Annotated in this window: 14 protein-coding genes; 3 read left to right on the top strand and 11 right to left on the bottom strand. The window is 31.5% G+C overall.

Annotated elements, in window-relative coordinates; translation table 11 throughout:
* Positions 1-10 precede the first annotated feature (10 nt).
* The 11 genes from putP to nspC all read right to left on the bottom strand — a co-directional run bounded on the left by putP (position 11) and on the right by nspC (position 14359).
* The gene (gene putP, locus L8X24_RS04525) at positions 11-1492 is read right to left on the bottom strand and encodes a sodium/proline symporter PutP (RefSeq protein ID WP_263663805.1); all 1482 of its coding nucleotides are present in this window, start codon (positions 1490-1492) and stop codon (positions 11-13) included.
* 17 nt (positions 1493-1509) lie between these two features.
* Positions 1510-5007 (bottom strand): bifunctional proline dehydrogenase/L-glutamate gamma-semialdehyde dehydrogenase, encoded by a 3498-nt coding sequence (locus tag L8X24_RS04520; RefSeq protein ID WP_263663804.1) that lies wholly within the window; start codon positions 5005-5007, stop codon positions 1510-1512.
* Between the two features lie 140 nt (positions 5008-5147).
* Entirely contained in the window at positions 5148-6179 is a 1032-nt protein-coding gene (gene selD, locus L8X24_RS04515) for a selenide, water dikinase SelD (RefSeq protein ID WP_263663803.1), read from the bottom strand.
* On the bottom strand, positions 6176-6754 hold the full coding sequence (yedF, locus tag L8X24_RS04510) for a sulfurtransferase-like selenium metabolism protein YedF (RefSeq protein ID WP_263663802.1): 579 nt from the start codon (positions 6752-6754) through the stop codon (positions 6176-6178). The genes selD and yedF overlap by 4 nt, the downstream gene beginning before the upstream one ends.
* 48 nt (positions 6755-6802) lie before the next feature.
* Complete coding sequence (locus L8X24_RS04505; RefSeq protein ID WP_263663801.1) at positions 6803-7531, bottom strand: winged helix-turn-helix domain-containing protein; 729 nt, start codon at positions 7529-7531, stop codon at positions 6803-6805.
* Between the two features lie 55 nt (positions 7532-7586).
* Positions 7587-8156 carry a formate dehydrogenase FDH3 subunit beta gene (fdh3B, locus tag L8X24_RS04500; RefSeq protein ID WP_039662920.1) on the bottom strand — a complete coding sequence of 190 codons (570 nt, stop codon included), beginning with the start codon at positions 8154-8156 and terminating at the stop codon, positions 7587-7589.
* 10 nt (positions 8157-8166) lie between these two features.
* Complete coding sequence (locus L8X24_RS04495) at positions 8167-10989, bottom strand: formate dehydrogenase subunit alpha (RefSeq protein ID WP_263663800.1); 2823 nt, start codon at positions 10987-10989, stop codon at positions 8167-8169.
* Between the two features lie 16 nt (positions 10990-11005).
* Positions 11006-11209, bottom strand: a complete 204-nt coding sequence (locus tag L8X24_RS04490) for a twin-arginine translocation signal domain-containing protein (RefSeq protein ID WP_012661099.1) — start codon at positions 11207-11209, stop codon at positions 11006-11008.
* Between the two features lie 176 nt (positions 11210-11385).
* Complete coding sequence (locus tag L8X24_RS04485) at positions 11386-12066, bottom strand: molecular chaperone (RefSeq protein ID WP_263663799.1); 681 nt, start codon at positions 12064-12066, stop codon at positions 11386-11388.
* A 63-nt stretch (positions 12067-12129) separates the two neighbouring features.
* Positions 12130-13059 carry a formate dehydrogenase subunit gamma gene (locus tag L8X24_RS04480; RefSeq protein WP_263663798.1) on the bottom strand — a complete coding sequence of 310 codons (930 nt, stop codon included), beginning with the start codon at positions 13057-13059 and terminating at the stop codon, positions 12130-12132.
* A gap of 136 nt (positions 13060-13195) precedes the next feature.
* Complete coding sequence (nspC, locus tag L8X24_RS04475; RefSeq protein ID WP_214134996.1) at positions 13196-14359, bottom strand: carboxynorspermidine decarboxylase; 1164 nt, start codon at positions 14357-14359, stop codon at positions 13196-13198.
* A 144-nt stretch (positions 14360-14503) separates the two neighbouring features.
* On the opposite strand from nspC, the gene L8X24_RS04470 reads away from it, so the two are divergent.
* From L8X24_RS04470 to L8X24_RS04460, 3 genes are read left to right on the top strand one after another with little or no spacing between them, the layout of a single operon-like run.
* On the top strand, positions 14504-16048 hold the full coding sequence (locus L8X24_RS04470) for a multicopper oxidase family protein (protein ID WP_263663797.1): 1545 nt from the start codon (positions 14504-14506) through the stop codon (positions 16046-16048).
* Between the two features lie 9 nt (positions 16049-16057).
* Positions 16058-16279 (top strand): MoaD/ThiS family protein, encoded by a 222-nt coding sequence (locus L8X24_RS04465; RefSeq protein WP_087689516.1) that lies wholly within the window; start codon positions 16058-16060, stop codon positions 16277-16279.
* Between the two features lie 3 nt (positions 16280-16282).
* Positions 16283-16729, top strand: a complete 447-nt coding sequence (locus L8X24_RS04460; protein WP_039627992.1) for a molybdopterin synthase catalytic subunit — start codon at positions 16283-16285, stop codon at positions 16727-16729.

The raw sequence follows: 16729 nt of genomic DNA, 5'->3' as shown, positions 1-16729 counted from the left end.
TGAATATATATTAAAGATGTTTTAACATTGTTTCATAAGCTGCTTTAGTTCCTGGACGCACTTTTGTAACCAAACTCACTAAAACAATCACAATAGATGCAGCTAAAAATCCTGGAATGATTTCATAAATAGGAAAATTAAGCCACTCAGCCAAGAAATTTTTATATGCTACAACTACAACTGCGCCCGTAATCATACCTGCAATAGCAGCATATCTAGTCATTTTTGACCAAAATAATGAAAAGAGCATTACAGAACCAAAACTTGCTCCAAACCCTGCCCAAGCATAAGCTACTATGCTTAATACGCTTGAGTTTTTATCAGTAGAAATAACAAAAGCTATCACGGCCACTGCTAAAACACCAAATCTACCTAAAGTCATTACCATTTTATTAGACGCTTCTTTATTGAAAATTCTTTTATAAAAATCTTCTGCTATAGTCGAACTTGAAACAAGCAATTGTGAACTTGCTGTACTCATAATAGCTGCTAAAATAGCACTTAATAAAATACCTGCTATCCAAGGATTAAAAAGTAATTGTGACATTACGATAAAAATCTTTTCAGGATCTTGCAAACTAAGTTCAAATTTACTCACATAAGCTATACCTAAAACACCTATCAAACAAGCACCAATTAAAGATATAACCATCCAAGAAATTCCTACAAAAGTAGCAGTTGGGATGTCTTTAGTTGAGCGTATAGACATAAAACGCACCAAAATATGTGGCTGACCAAAATATCCAAGCCCCCAAGAAAGCGCTGAAACTATACCTAAAAAGCTTAATCCTTCTCCCATAGAAAAAGTATTTGGCTTAATTTCTTTGACTATATTAACAGCTTCACTAAGGCCACCCAAATGATAAATCATCACTATTGGTACGATAATCAAGGCACTCATCATTAATAAACCCTGAATCAAATCCGTCCAACAAACTGCCTTATATCCACCCAAAAATGTATAAGCAACTATAATCACAGTTCCTGTGGTTAAAGCATAATCATATTGAATTCCAAAAGTTGCTTCAAAAAGTTTTGCTCCACCTACAAGTCCTGAAGAAACATAAAAAGTAAAGAAAATTAAAATAACAATAGCACAAACCACTCTTAATATATGCTTATCATCATCAAATCTTGTTTCAAAATAATCTGGAATGGTAATAGAATTTGCAATCACGCTAGTGTAAATTCTAAGTCTTTTTGCTATAAAAGCCCAGTTTAAAAACGCTCCTATACTAAGACCTATTGCAATATAACTTTCAGCTAAACCACTTACATATAAAGCTCCTGGCAAACCCATTAAAAGCCATCCACTCATATCAGAAGCTCCAGCACTAAGTGCTGAAACTACCGGCCCCATAGAACGACCACCTAAAAAATAGTCCTCTGAATTTTTATTTTGTTTATAAAAATAAAATCCGATAAAAAGCATTAATGCTGAATAAGCGACAAACATTATCGCAATTTGAGTATTAATTTGAACAACCTCCATTTTATCTCCTTTTTATATTATTTTAAAGCACGAATGCCTAGATTTCCATAACGATGGAAAGATATACTTAAAGCTTTTTCATTGTGATATAAAAGCAACTCAAAACGTCCATTCATTAAAGGCTTAGCATTAGCGATGATTTTTGCGCAACTTGCTGCCTTTATGAAAATTTCATCATTAACATCTAATGGAGCAAAATAACGAATTCTTTCATAATCAGCTATTTTGCTAATGAAATTTTCTTTACTTTCTTTAAGGAATAAAGTTTTTGAACTAATTTTTTGATTAATCTTTTGCACAAGATCTATTTTTTCATGCTCATCATAACTTAAAATAAGATCAATATTTAGCACACTAGCTGCTAAAATAACTCCTAAAATATCTTTTAAGCTATCATCTTTATGCACTCTATAGGCGATATTTTTAACCTTTGTATAAGAGAAAAGATTATCCTCACCTCTTATATTGACATAATCTTTCGCGCTTGCAAATTCATGTTTTGCATGATAAGCATAGCTTCTTGCCATAGCTTTAATGACTTCAAAATCGGCTTTATCTTTTTCATTTAAATCCAAACTTAAAGCGTTTAAATTTGATACTAATTCATTGTCTAAAACATTTTGATCAGCTTGACTTTGCTCTATGTCTAAAAATTGGGTAATGTAATTATAAATTCCAACTTTTCTACCAAAACCAATGGCTGATTTTTTAATACCACCAAAAGGTTGTCTTAGAACTATAGCTCCCGTTGTTGGTTTATTAATATAAATATTTCCTGCCTCTATGTGAGTATGAAAATACTCCCATTCTCTCTCATCTAAACTTTCAAATCCTGCTGTAAGTCCATAACCTGTAGAATTTACTATATCAATAGCTTCTTTTAAATCTTTTGCTTTCATTACAGTTAAAATTGGTGCAAAAAGCTCATTCATATGCGTAAAATCACCTTTTTTAGTACCATATTTAATCCCTGGAGTTAAAAGATAAGGATTATCATCTATAAATTTAGGTTTTAAAGCCCAACTTTCATACGGAGCTAATTCATCTAAAGCTTTTTGTAATTTCACATCTGGTTTATCTGCTAAAGCTCCAAGTTTATTTTTAAACACAAATGGATTTCCAACCGCCATAGAACTAGCAGCATCTACCAAAGTCTTTTTGAACTCTTCATCATTATAAACTTCTTCTTCTAAAACTAGTAAAGAAGTAGCAGAGCATTTTTGACCTGAATTTGAAAAAGCTGAATGAATGATATTTTTAATCGCACTATCACGATCGGAAAATTTAGAAACAATAGTTGCATTTTTACCGCCTGTTTCGGCACTTAAAAGCAAGGTTGGATTAGCTTTGAGCATTGCATAAGCAGTTTCTTCTCCACCAGTTAATACTGAAAATTTCACACTTTGATCAACAAGTAAGTATTTTGATATATCACTACCTTTAGCAGGTAAGAAAATCAAAGCATCTTTAGGAATTCCTGCATCCCAAAAGCATTTACAAAGCATATAACCTGTTAACATCGATAAAGATGATGGTTTATATATCACTTTATTTCCTGCAGCCAAAGGCGCTGCTATGGTTCCTACTGAAATGCCTACTGGGAAATTCCATGGTGCAATCACCACGCCTATGCCTTTTGCTTTAAAAGTGGTATTTGGATTTTGCTCTTTTAGTTTTTCCAAAGAATGTGGGTAAAATTCTAAAAAGTCTATAGCCTCACTAACCTCAGGATCAATTTCTAAGAAAGTTTTTCCTACTTCTAAGGCTGCTATACCTATTAAATCTCCTCTACGTTCTCTAACAAGTTGAGCAGTTTTTGCTAAAATTTTATAAATTTCATCATGACTTAAATCACTAAAATTTGAGCTCTTAGCTACATCTAAAGCGTGTTTAATCTCTGCTTGGCCTGCTAAGTGTGCTTTACCTATAGTGCGATTTTTGATTTTATCTTTAATTTCTATTACTTGTAAATTTTCGTTTTTAATTTCTTCTTTTGCAACTGGATAGACATCATAATTTTCTAAATTTTCATACTTAGCTCTTATACCCTTAGCCCATTCTCTATTTGCTTTTAAGATAAAATCTGTGTCAGGTTCGTTTTTAAATTCTTTACTCTCATAAGAACTAATAGCCTTTGTTTCATTATTTCTATCTTGAGTTCTATGAGTAGAATTATCCAAACTAGCAACACCTTCTAAAGATTTTAGAAATAATTCTTTTTGTATTTGCCAATTTTTATCATTAATTTTAAGATTGAAAAAATATCTCATGAAATTATCTTCACTAGTATTTTCATCAAGTCTTCTTACTAAGTATGCAATAGCATTGTTAAAATGTGCTTCATCACAAACTGGTGCATAAAGTATAAGATCATGCATTTTAGAAAGCTCATAAGAGCATTGTAAACTCATACCCTCAAGCATTTCAAAAGTAAAAGACGATAAAGCTCCAGCTTGTGAAATTCTAGTATAAGCATAAGCAATTTCAAATAAATTATGACTTGCAATACCTACATTAATATATTTATGATTATCTCCATCTAAGACAAAATCAAGCATTTTTTTATAATTACTATCGGTGTCAATTTTTTTATAAAAAGTAGGCAGAGCCCAACCTCTTTGTGAAGCTATAGTTTCTTCACTTTCCATATTCGCTCCTTTAACAAAACGAATTTTTATAGGCTTCATACCTTTTAAAACTCTTTCTTTAGAAAAAGCAAAAAGTTTTTTCAAATACTCATAAGAATCAGGCAAATAAGCTTGCAAAACAATACCTGCTTTAATATCGTATTTTGCAACACTTTCCATAAAAGCTTCAACGGTTAATTCTAAATCTCTAAATTCTTCCATGTCAAGATTGATAAATTTAGACACACCTTGCTTTTTTTCTTCCTCTAAAGCAAGAGCATATAATTTATCCAATCTTTTTACCACCTCATCTTTAGAGTATTCAAAATCAATGATATTGATTTGGGAAAAAATGGTAGTAATTTTAATAGAAATATAAGTAATATAGCTTGTTTTTAATGCTTCTTCGTATTTTTTCATCCTATAAGCACTCTCAGCTTCACCCAAAACCTCTTCACCAATTAAATTTACATTTAAAGTGATTTTATCTTCATCTTTTCTTTTACGCATATGAGGCTCTAAAACACTAGGATTTGCATCTAAAACCATAGCTTTAGTATCTTCTCTTAAATGCTTAATGAAAAATGGCACACTAAGAGTTGGTGCAAATTTTCCAAAATTTAAAAATGAAAAAAGTAAAAATTTTTCAAAAGCACTAAAAAAATCAGCTATACCATATTTGTTTAAAGTATGTTCTATAAGCTCAAAACTCGCACTTTTATCTTTACATCTAAAAGAGCGATCTAAAAGCTCAATTAGCATTACTTTATTTTTAGGATTGTTTAAAAGTTTTTGCATTTTGGCATGAAATTCTTTTTCGCTTTGAGAGATATTACTTTCTATCTTTCTTTGTAATTCTTCAGCTAATTGCAAAGCTTTTTGTATCATTTTTTCCTCCACTTTAATAGTTAATATGTATTTATGATACAAAAATTGCAACGAAAATCAACATATATTTATTTGTAATTTATTTTTTTATGTAAAAAAGTAACAAATATAAACATATATTTTTGATTGTAAATAAAATATTAGCGCAATAATAAATAATTATGAGTATTTCTTACACATCTAGCAATAATCTTTGCCTCTATATTGTGATCTTTCAAAATTTTTAAAGCTTCAATTGCTTCATTTTCACTCATACTAGCTAAAAGTCCACCTGAAGTTTGAGGATCAAAATACACTATATCCTCATCTTTTTCATTTAAATTTTCAACCCAAATTTTTAGACTATCTTTATTTTTATAAGCTCCAGCTGGGATTATCCCCATATTAGCCATCGACAAAACTCCATCCATTAAAGGAATTTCATTTTTATATACTTCTATCATAAGCTCTTTATTTAACATTTCTTTTAAATGTCCCAAAAGGCCAAAACCGGTAACATCGCTTAAAGCACTAAGACTTTTAAAGCTCTTTAAAATACGACTTGCATAAAGATTTAAAAAACTCATTTGTTCTACTGCTTTTAAAATCTTTGCTTTTTCTAGCAAACCAGCCTTGATAGCAGTACTAATAATACCACTACCTATAGGCTTGGTAAGTAAAATCATATCACCATCTTTTGCGCTATTATTAGCTGTAAATTTCTTAGGATGAACTACACCTGTTACACTAAGACCAAAAATAAATTCATCATTTTCTATAGTATGCCCACCTACTAGCACAGCACCAGCTTCTTCAACCTTAACTCTAGCACCCTCTAACACTTCAAGTAAAATTTCATTATTAAAATGACAAGTATCAAAGCCTACAATATTTAAGGCATTAATCACCTCAGCGCCCATAGCAAATACGTCACTTAAAGCATTTGCAGCAGCTATAGCACCAAAATGATACGCACTATCAACCACAGGTGTGATAAAATCAAGAGTTTGCACTAAAGCTAAATCTTCATTTAACTTATAAACACTTGCATCTTCATTATTATCAATACCACTTAAAATATTTTCATGCGGTTTTAAAATGCCAAGAATTTTGTCAAGACCCACCGAGTCTAATTTGGCAGCTCAACCCGCAGCTTTTACATATTGGGTTAGTTTTTGATCTTTATATATCATAAAGAGATAATCTTTGCCTTTCCAAAAAGTTCATTTAAAATTTCATAAGCATTACCTATTTTACCTATTTTAAGCTCTTTGCTTTTGCCAAAAAATTCCAAACACGCCCCGCAACTATAAATTTCAACTCCTAAATTTTCAAGTTCTTTCATGGCTTCAAATGCCATATGAGAGCAATCAGTATTCATCAAAACACTATCATTAACACAAAGGATTTTTGCAGGTTTATTAGGTAAATCTTTTAAAGTTTTTAAAAAGCCTAGCATTAAATTTTTTCCAAGTTCTCCCTCGCCTACCCTATCGCTTTTTAAAAATAACACATTGTATTCTTGTAAATTTTGTTCTTGATTATGAGCTATATTGCCATCTTTTACAATGCTAATAATACTCTCATCATCTAAATCTTTAGCACTAAATTCCAAATTTAAAGATTTTAAAAATCTCATTACATTTTCTTTAGAAGCTTGAGAATTTAAAAGAATTTCTAAATTTTCATTTTCTTTTAACTCTTCTAAAGCTTTTTTTGTTTCTATCACAGGACGTGGACAAGCTAAATCTCTACAATCAATTTTCATCTTTTACCTTTTTTATTTAATGATATATTGTTATAACTTGTATTCAAATTAAGTTTTATCTTTTTCTTGATTTTTCTTGAAAAATAATTCTTTAAAGCGTTTATTGGTGTATTCTTCTACATCTTGTTGTAAAATTTTAAAATTTTGAATTAACTCATAAGCTCTTGGAGTAAGTTTGCTACCTGACTCACTTCCTCTTCCTTTTTTAGCAATAAGTAATTCTTCTTTCATATTTTTTTCTAAATCTTGTATATAAAGCCATGCTTTTTTATAATTAATCCCTAGTTGTTTAGCTGCTTGAGAAATACTTCCACATTCTCCTACTAATTCTAAAATATCTGTTTTACCTTTACCAAAAAGCAATTCTCCATCAGGATTTTCTACCCAAATTTTACTTTTTACATGAAATTTTTTACCCTTTTTTTCTTCAAAACAACCAAGTTCACAGTATTTAACATCAATCTTATAAGTTTTAAGCGTAGCTCTCATATCAGCCATGTTAAAGTCTTTAGCACATTCTAAAGCATCTTTACATGATATGCGACGCTTAGAATCTAATTTTGTTTCTAATTTTTCCAAAATTTCACTTTTTGCTATATTTTTATTTAACTTGCCAAATTGACCTAGCTCACAATCTGAAATTTTTACGCCTAATTCTTTTATAATGGCTTGAAAATCTTCTTTAGAGTATTGTTTTAAAAGTTCTAGTGCTTTTTTACAAGTAAGTTTATTATTTTCATCAAGATTTTTTTGAATTTGTAAAATTAGCTCTTCCATGAATTAACCTTGGATTATAAGTAGTAAAAAAGGGTGCTTGTAAACACCCTTTGAGTTATTTTGCATCAAGTCCTAAGTTTTGACCCTTGAGTAAAACTCTTTTTCTATACATTGCACTAACTTCAGCTGCATCACCAACCAAAAGTGCATTTGTAGAACAAACCGCAGCGCACATAGGTACTTTACCTTCTGCAATACGATTTTGTCCATAAAGCTCTCTTTCTTCATGAGAGTTAGTAGGCTCAGGACCACCTGCACACATAGTACATTTATCCATTTCACCCTTAATGCCAAAAGCACCATCTCTTGGAAATTGTGGAGCGCCAAAAGGACATGCATAAAGACAATACCCACAACCTATACAAGTTTTTTTATCATGTAAAACAATACCATCAGCTCTAATATAAAAGCATTTTACAGGACAAACTTGCTCACACGGAGCATCTGTGCAGTGTTGGCAAGCAAGAGTTGTTGAAAACTCTTTGCCTTCTATACCTTCATTTAGAGTGATTACTTTCCTTCTATTAATTCCCACTGGTACTTCATGCGCACTTGAACAAGCTACTTGACAAGCAAAGCAAGAAATACAGCGATTATTATCTACATAAAATTTCATTCTAGCCATAACTTACCCCTTAAGCCTTTTCAAGTCTGCAAAGTCCTGCATTAAACTCAGAAATTTGCGTATTTATATCAAAACCATAGTTAGTAACCGTGTTAGAACTTTCCCCTATAGTATAAGGTTTAGTACCTTCAGGATAATTGTAACTTAAATCCACTCCTTGCATAATACCTGCAAAATTATAAGGCAAGCAAATTCTATCTGGTGTAACTGAATGATTATGTACACATTTTACTTTAATCTTAGTACCTTGTGGCGAGTGAATCCACATCATATCACCATCATTTATACCATATTTTAAAGCAAGTTCAGGGTGTACATTAGCAAACATCTCAGGTGTGATTGCAGCAAGATATTTACTAGTTCTCTCAAGCATACCCGCGCCACTTAAATTTACTAAGCGCATACTTGAAATAATAGTTGGAAACTCTTTACTCCAATCTGTTTTTTGTTGCTCGCTAATAAATTTACTCTCAACCCTAAAGTTTTTCTCTTGATCACCCCAAGTAGGATATTTTTTAACCAAATCCCAGCGAGGCGAGTGAATAGGCTCTCTATGTAGTGGAATAGGATCAGCAAATTCCCAAACTTTCATTCTCGCTCTTGCATTACCTAAACAACAAGCACTTTTTTCTCTACATTTTTCTAAGATTATACCTGAAATATCTGTGCTCCAGCTAGCGCCCATTAATTCTTTTTCTTTATCGCTTAGTTTGATATTAAACACTTTTTCGATATTTTCTTTAGTGATTTGCGGGTAGCCACCTTTAACTTTACATCCTTTTGGAGTAAAGGCCTCATCTGCTAATTGAGAATGCCCATCATGCTCTAAACCAAAGCGATTTCTAAAGCCCATACCACCTTCTTCATAAGGAATATCTGTATTCCACATGATAGAAGTACCTGGGTGTTGTTTATCCCAACAAGGCCAAGGTAAACCATAATATTCACCTTTAACTTCACCGCCAATACCTCTTTGAGTATCAGGATCAAAATGCTCCCAATTTTGTTGGTGTTTTCTTAGACGTTCAGCTGAAATACCTCTTAAGCCTATACTTAAAAGACCATTACTCATTTCTCTTGTAGCATCATCAGGCCATATGAAATTATCATCACTATCATCTCTTGTTTGTACAAGTTTATGATCTTTTAATTCCATTTTCATACCACGAGTATATTCTTTATAAAAACCAAATTTTTTAGCAAAAGCAAACATAATCTCTTGATCTTCTTTACTTTCATAAATTGGTTTTACTACTTGAGAACGCCATTGCATAGCACGGTTAGTCGCTGTTACATAACCTTCTGTTTCAAATTGAGTACAAGCTGGGATGATATAAATACCATCTGGACGATCTGCTAAAACTGCTACTTCATTTACAAAAGGCTCAGCAATTACGATCATATCAAGTTTTTTAAGTGCTTCTTGAATTTTTACCGTATGTGCCATAGAAGTAATACCTGTTCCTTGCACCCAAAGTACACGGATAGGTGAGTTAGAATAAGTTTTCTCTTCATGTAAAACGCCTTGCCACCATTTTGCTAGCGAAAAGCCTTTTTCATGCATCCATTCTTTAGAATAAAATCTTGAATTTAAATACTCTCTCTCAACATTCCATACATTAGAGAAGTGATTCCAAGCATTATCATCAAGTCCATAATAAGCTGGTAAAGTATCTGCCAAACAACCCATATCAGTAGCACCTTGAACATTATCATGACCTCTGATGATATTTGTTCCTGCGCCTGGTTTACCTATATTACCAAGAACAAGTTGCAAGATAGCTAGAATTCTTGTGTTAGAGCTACCTACTGAGTGTTGAGTAATACCTAAAGCCCAAAATAGCGTAGCAGGTTTGATTGTAGCTAGCATTCTTGTGATTTTTTCAAGTTGAGCAGCTGGAACACCTGTTACATCTTCTACAACTTCAGGAGTCCATTTAGCAGCTTCTGCTTTTATTTCTTCAACCCCATAAGTTCTGGTTTTTATTAGTTCTTTATCTTCCCAACCGTTTTTGAAGATCAAATGAAGCATACCATAAACTAAAGCTATATCTGTACCTGGACGAATTCTTACGTATTCATCAGCATGTACTGCAGTTTTTGTAAATACAGGATCTACAACTACTAATTTAGCATTATTACGATCTTTTGCTTGCAATAAGTGTTTAAATCCAATAGGATTAGCCACAGCAGTATTTGCACCAAAAATAATCATCATTTTTGAATGTTTAGTCACATCACCAAAATGATTTGTCATAGCGCCATAACCCCATGTATTCGCCACACCGGCGACTGTTGCGCTGTGTCAAATTCTAGCAACGTGGTCTATATTATTAGTACCCCAAAATGCTGCAAATTTTCTAAAATAATAAGCTTGTTGGTTATTAAATTTAGCCGAACCTAAGAACATAACGCTATCAGGTCCATTTTCTTTACGGATTTCAAGCATTTTATCACCAATTTCATTGATAGCTTGCTCCCAAGTTAAACGTACCCATTTGCCATTTTCTTTTTTCATAGGATATTTAATACGCTGTTTTGATTTAGTAAGATCGATTTGATCTATCCCTTTACAGCAGTGTGATCCTTGAGAAATAGGATGTTCTATAGCGTTTTCTTGACGCACCCAAACTCCATCTTGCACTTCTGCTTTAATTCCACAGCCTGCACTACAGATACTACAGATTGTTCTAACAATCTTAGAATCCGGATAAGGATTTGCTACTTCTTGTTCACTTGCAACTCTAATAGCTTTGTTTTCACTACCAAAAGCCGCGCTTCCAAGACCAGCAATACCAGCAAGCTTAAGAAAATTTCTTCTTGCTAATGCCATCTTCTTCCTTTCTTAATTAGTAAGCTATTTTGTAGTATTTTTCCCAATGCATAGTTTTTTTATAAAGCACTTCTTTTTTAGTACTTTTTCCTAAAACTACGGTATTTTGCTCTTGGTAATCATCTTTAGCTAAAGCATTAACGCTCGCTCCAGCTACTACCCCTAAAGCACCAATTTTCAAAGATTTTTTTAAAAAATCCCTTCTTTGATTGGCCTCCATGTTCTCTCCTTTGAAATAAAAGTAAAGAATAACTATAAATACTTAATTTTAAAGTATTTACACACTTAAACATTATAACTTTTGCATATTTTCACTTAAGATTTTATTTAATTTCTATTTTCATAAAAAGATGATTTTGATAATATGTATTTTGGTAACAAAATACATATTTATTTTTATAATTTGCTAAGTTCTTCTATATTTGTTTTACTAAATTTAGTAGGAAGTCTTGGTTCATAAGGAAGTCTTTGTAAAGCTTCATCTGCTATACTTTTACCTTCTTTTTTTATAGGTGCTTGTACTTCTAAATAAGCTCTTTCGTTTGTAAAAAAGACTTTCATAATATTAGCAATAGCAATGTAAAAATTTGAATTTTTGTGGATTTGTAATTTTTCTATAAACTCATCTATTACAGGATTTATCACAAAGCGAAATAATTGCTGTGCAACTTTCAAATCATGCTCAATAATGCTTGCCATAAAAGCAAACAAAAAGCCAAATTCATCTTCACTTTGTCTGCAATCTTCTTTTTTTCTAAATTTGGTTTTTCTAATGATTTCACAGGCTTGAAGCTTCATTTTGCCATCATCTCTGCCCTCATCATAAAAAGAAGCGCTAATAGGCACATTCACGTAAGAAAAATCAAAAAACACCGCATTTTGTTCTTCTTTAAAACTTGCAAAATCGCATGCGCTAAGTTTTTCAAAATCAGACTTTAAACTATCATCTAAAGGACTTTGAGCTAAAACTAAAACTTGTTCATGCCAAATTTTAAACTCTTTTTCATCGATAAAATTAAAAGCTTTTGAAAAAAATTCATAAAAATATTTGCGCGAAAGATCAATATCTTGTATCATTAATTTTCCTTGTTATTTTTATTTGATTATAACAAGGAAAATTTAAAAAAATCAAGTGAGATTTTAAAATTTTGTTTTAGAATCGTAAGTAAATGATGGATTGATTTGTTTTTTATCGCTTAATTCTTTATACCAATAAGAATGTAAAATATAAACTTCCTCTTCTTCTTTATAACCACTAATCATAGAATGGATACTTCCTTTAATAGCAAATACAGCCATATAAATATGAATAGCAAAAAATACCGCACATAAAATACCCAAAATATTATGGATGATAGCTGAAGCTCTTAAAATATCTATATGAGAAATTCCAAAAATAGATTGTAAAGAAGTAGAATTAAAATCAAGGAAAAACATAAACGCACCGGTGATTATCATCAAAAATCCACCAAAAACAGCTATATAATACCAAGATTTTTGACCAAAATTAAACTTGCCAGCAGGCACAGGTTTTTTCTCTTTACTTAAATATCCACCAACCATCATCATCCATCTTAAATCATAACTTGCAGGAAGCATTCTTTTAATCCAACATAAAAGCATAGGAATGATAGAAATGATAAATAAAATAGTAGCAATGCCATGTAAGTTTTTACACATTCTTACAAAAAATCCACCACCAAAATATGATCCAAAAATCATAATAAGACCGGTTGGCACAAGGATAATCCAAGAAATTGCCGCTACAAAATGAAACAATCTTTCAAATACCGAAAAGGCATAAATTTTCTTACCATCATGAGAAAATTTCTTTGGACCTATGACCATATAATGCAATGCAAAAGCTGAAATTACCACTATAAGTATAATCAAAACAGCACTTGCAATATATTCACCTTGTAGTTTAGTCCACAAAGCACCAAAATTTTGATAACTTTCTATATTCATCACTCTTTGCACATCCCAAATTTGAGTATTTTTAACTTCAAAATTTTCTTGAGCAAATAGAAAGTTAAAACAGGCTAAAAGAGCTAGTATAACCCTATGCATAAATTACTCCTAAACATTACACGCTAGCTAAAGCTTAGCATTGTAGTTTTGTTAATTTTCAGTTTCCATTTTTATTTTAAAAAAAGTTTTATTTAAAAAACATAAATTTGCAAAAAACTACAAAAAAACTCAATTTTTAGTTTCTTTTTGAATAATTTTCATAACCAAATTCTCTTACCATAGATAAATTTTCATTCTTATCTAAGAACATTAAATTTGGAAGTCTTACTCCATTAAAAGTGGTGTTTTTAACTATAGAATAATGAATTTGATCTAAAAATACTATTTTTTGTCCTATTTTTAACTCTTGATTAAAAGCATACTCACCCATGATATCTCCTGCTAGACAAGTATTGCCACCAAGTAAATAAGCAAATTCATTTTCTTTTAACTCACTATATTTTTCCCCATCACGACTTGATAAAATTCTAGCATTTAAAACCTCGCTTGTATAAGGCATGATGATAGTATCTGGCATATGAGCTTCGCTTGAAGTATCTAAAATAGCTATTTTTTTCTCATTTTCTACTATGTCTATCACACTTGCAACTAAAGTCCCACACTGCCAACCCACAGCCTCACCTGGCTCAAGATACACTTGCACCCCGTATTTATCGCTAAATTTTTTACAAAGATCAATTAATTTTTGCGTGTCATAACCTTCTTTTGTGATATGATGGCCTCCACCAAAATTAACCCATTTCATATTTTTAATAAATTTTGAAAATTTAGCTTCAAAAGCATTTAACACAAGCTCTAAAGAATGTGCACTTTCTTCACATAAAGCATGAAAATGAAGCCCACTTAAGGCACTTAAATCTTCATTTTCAAAATCAATCGCACGAATTCCTAGTCTTGAAAATCTACCACAAGGATTATAAAGTTCTTTTGGAGCCACTGAAAGCTCTGGATTGCAGCGCAAACCAAGAGACTTTTTACTTGCTTTGTCTTTAAATTTTTTAAACTGATTAAAAGAATTAAATACTATATGATGTGAAAGATCGATGATTTCATCTATTTCATCCTCTTTAAAAGCAGGTGAAAAAGTATGAATTTCTTTATCCATATATTCTTTTGCAAATTTAGCTTCCCAAAGCCCACTGCAAGTACAACCTGATAAATACTCACCCACTATATCCATAGCACCTGAAAAAGCAAAACCCTTTAGAGCAAGTAAAACTTTTGCTCCACTTTGCTCGCTCACTTTAGCCAAAAGTTCACAATTTTTTCTAAGTTTATCTTCTTCTAAAATATAAGCGGGGGTTTGAAAGTCTTTATCTAAATGATTTTTAATTAGCATTATTTATCCTTAATTTTTGATTTAAAACCACTTGTATAACAAATCATATTAAAATTATATCTTGTTTTTATAATTTACAATCATTAATCAAATAATAGCTATAATCAAAATCCAAATCAAAATTAATTTAGGAGTAAAAATTTGATGGACAGAAGGTTATTTTTAAAATTTAATGCTTTAGGTTTAGCAAGTATTAGCAGCGCTTATGCAATGGGGGATCATTCTCATCATAATATGCACTCAAAACATACACAAAAAGATACAAAAGAAATCGATACTTCTTTTATCAAACTAGAAAATCCAAACATTAAATTACTCGATGAAAAAGACTTTCCTAACGGACAAACATTAGCAAATTTAAAACTTCTAAAAAACACAAGCACAAAGAAAAATTTCTTTAGATCAAGTATAGAAGTCAAAGAAAGTCAAATAGAACTTGTTAAAGGTAAAAAAACAAAATGCTTTACTTACAATGGCTCTATACCTGGACCTAAAATAGAAGTTTATGAAGGTGACACTGTAGAAATTTTGGTAAAAAATAGTTTAAAAGAACCAACTACTATCCACTGGCATGGACTTGATATACCACCTGAACAAGATGGTAATCCACATGATCCTATCATGCCTGGTAGAGAAAGAATTTATCGCTTTAAACTTGGAGAAAATTCAGCAGGAACCTACTGGTATCATCCACACCCACACTATACCACAGCAAAGCAAGTTTATAAAGGTTTAGCAGGGATATTTGTAGTAAAAGCTAAAAAAGATGCATTGTCGCATTTACAAGAACAAGATTGGGTGATTAGCGATTTGCGTTTAGATGAAAATGCACAAATTCCTGATAATAATTTATTTGATTGGCTAAATGGTAGAGAAGGAAATTTAGTTCTTATCAATGGACAATTAAAGCCAAAAATAACACTTGACAAAGCTCAAAGAATTCGTATTTATAATTTTTGTGCGGCAAGATATTTAAATTTACGCATTAAAGGTGCTAAATTTATTTTAGTAGGAACTGATGGAGGGCTTATAGAAAAAGGTATTGAATTAGATGAGTTATTTTTAAGTCCTGCTTCAAGAGTAGAAGTATTAATCAAAGCAAATAAAGGTGATTTTAAACTTGAAAGTACTTATTATGACCGCGATAAAATGCTTGTTAAAGAAGAACCTTACACTCTTATGTTAGCTGATCTTAAAGTAGAAAAAACTATAGAAAACATACCTGAAAAATTACGCGAATTTCCACCTTTAAAAGAAGCTACAAACTTTAAAGAAGTGATTATGAGTGAAGATCATATGCAAATGCATGGTATTGATAAAAAAAGTGAAGAAGAAATCAAAAAAAGCCTTGCCTCTATGTTTTTAATCAATGGTAAAACATTTGATATGAATAGAACGGATTTAACCTCAAAATTAAATGAAGTAGAAGAATGGGTAGTAAAAAACAAATCACATATGGATCATCCTTTCCATATACACGGAACACAATTTGAACTCATTTCTTCTAAATTTAAGGGTAAAATAACAAAAGCAAAATTCAGAGCATTGCAAGATACGATTAATGTAAGACCTGGGGAAGAATTAAGACTTAGAATGAGTCAAAAATTTACCGGTATTAGAATGTTTCACTGCCATATTTTAGAGCATGAAGATCTTGGAATGATGGGAATTTTAGAAATCAAAGAATAAAGGTAAAAAATGGTAAAAGTCGAATTTCTAGGGCCAATTGACAAAGAAAGCTTAGAACTAAACATAAACAATCTTAAAGAATTAAAAGCAATTTTAGGGCAAGATGAAAGCTTAAAAGAATGGCTTGAGCTTTGTGCGGTTGCTTTAAATGATGAAATGGTTTTTGATGATGAAACCACCTTAAAAGATGGGGATAAAATCTGCCTACTTCCGCCGGTTTGTGGAGGATGAGTTATGTTTGAATTACACCAAGGAGCCTTAGAAATTCCTAGCATTTATGCTAGATGGTATGAATATGCTAAAGACAAAAACTGCGGAGCTTTGATCACATTTTGCGGTATAGTCAGAGCTGAAGATGAGATTGAGGCTTTGAGTTTTGATATATATGAGCCTTTATTAAAAACTTGGTTTGAAAAGTGGTGCCAAAAACTTGCAAATGAAAATGTAAGCTTGATGTTTGCTCACTCTATCGGCGAGGTTAAGGTGCATGAGAGTTCTTATTTTGCTGGGGTTTTAAGCAAGCAAAGAAAACTAGGACTTAAGCTGATTAATGACTTTGTAGAAGATTTTAAAGCAAGTGCGCCTATATGGAAATATGATATCATTAATGGCGAAAAAATTTATGCCAAAGAACGCTCTTTGAAACTTCAAGGAGCAGGAATTTTAAGCACTAAGGACTAA

This window comes from Campylobacter sp. CNRCH_2015_0814 (genome assembly GCF_025772765.1).
Classification (GTDB): domain Bacteria; phylum Campylobacterota; class Campylobacteria; order Campylobacterales; family Campylobacteraceae; genus Campylobacter_D.
The sequence above is the reverse complement of the archived record's forward strand: the minus strand, read 5'-3'. Positions and strand labels throughout refer to the sequence as shown.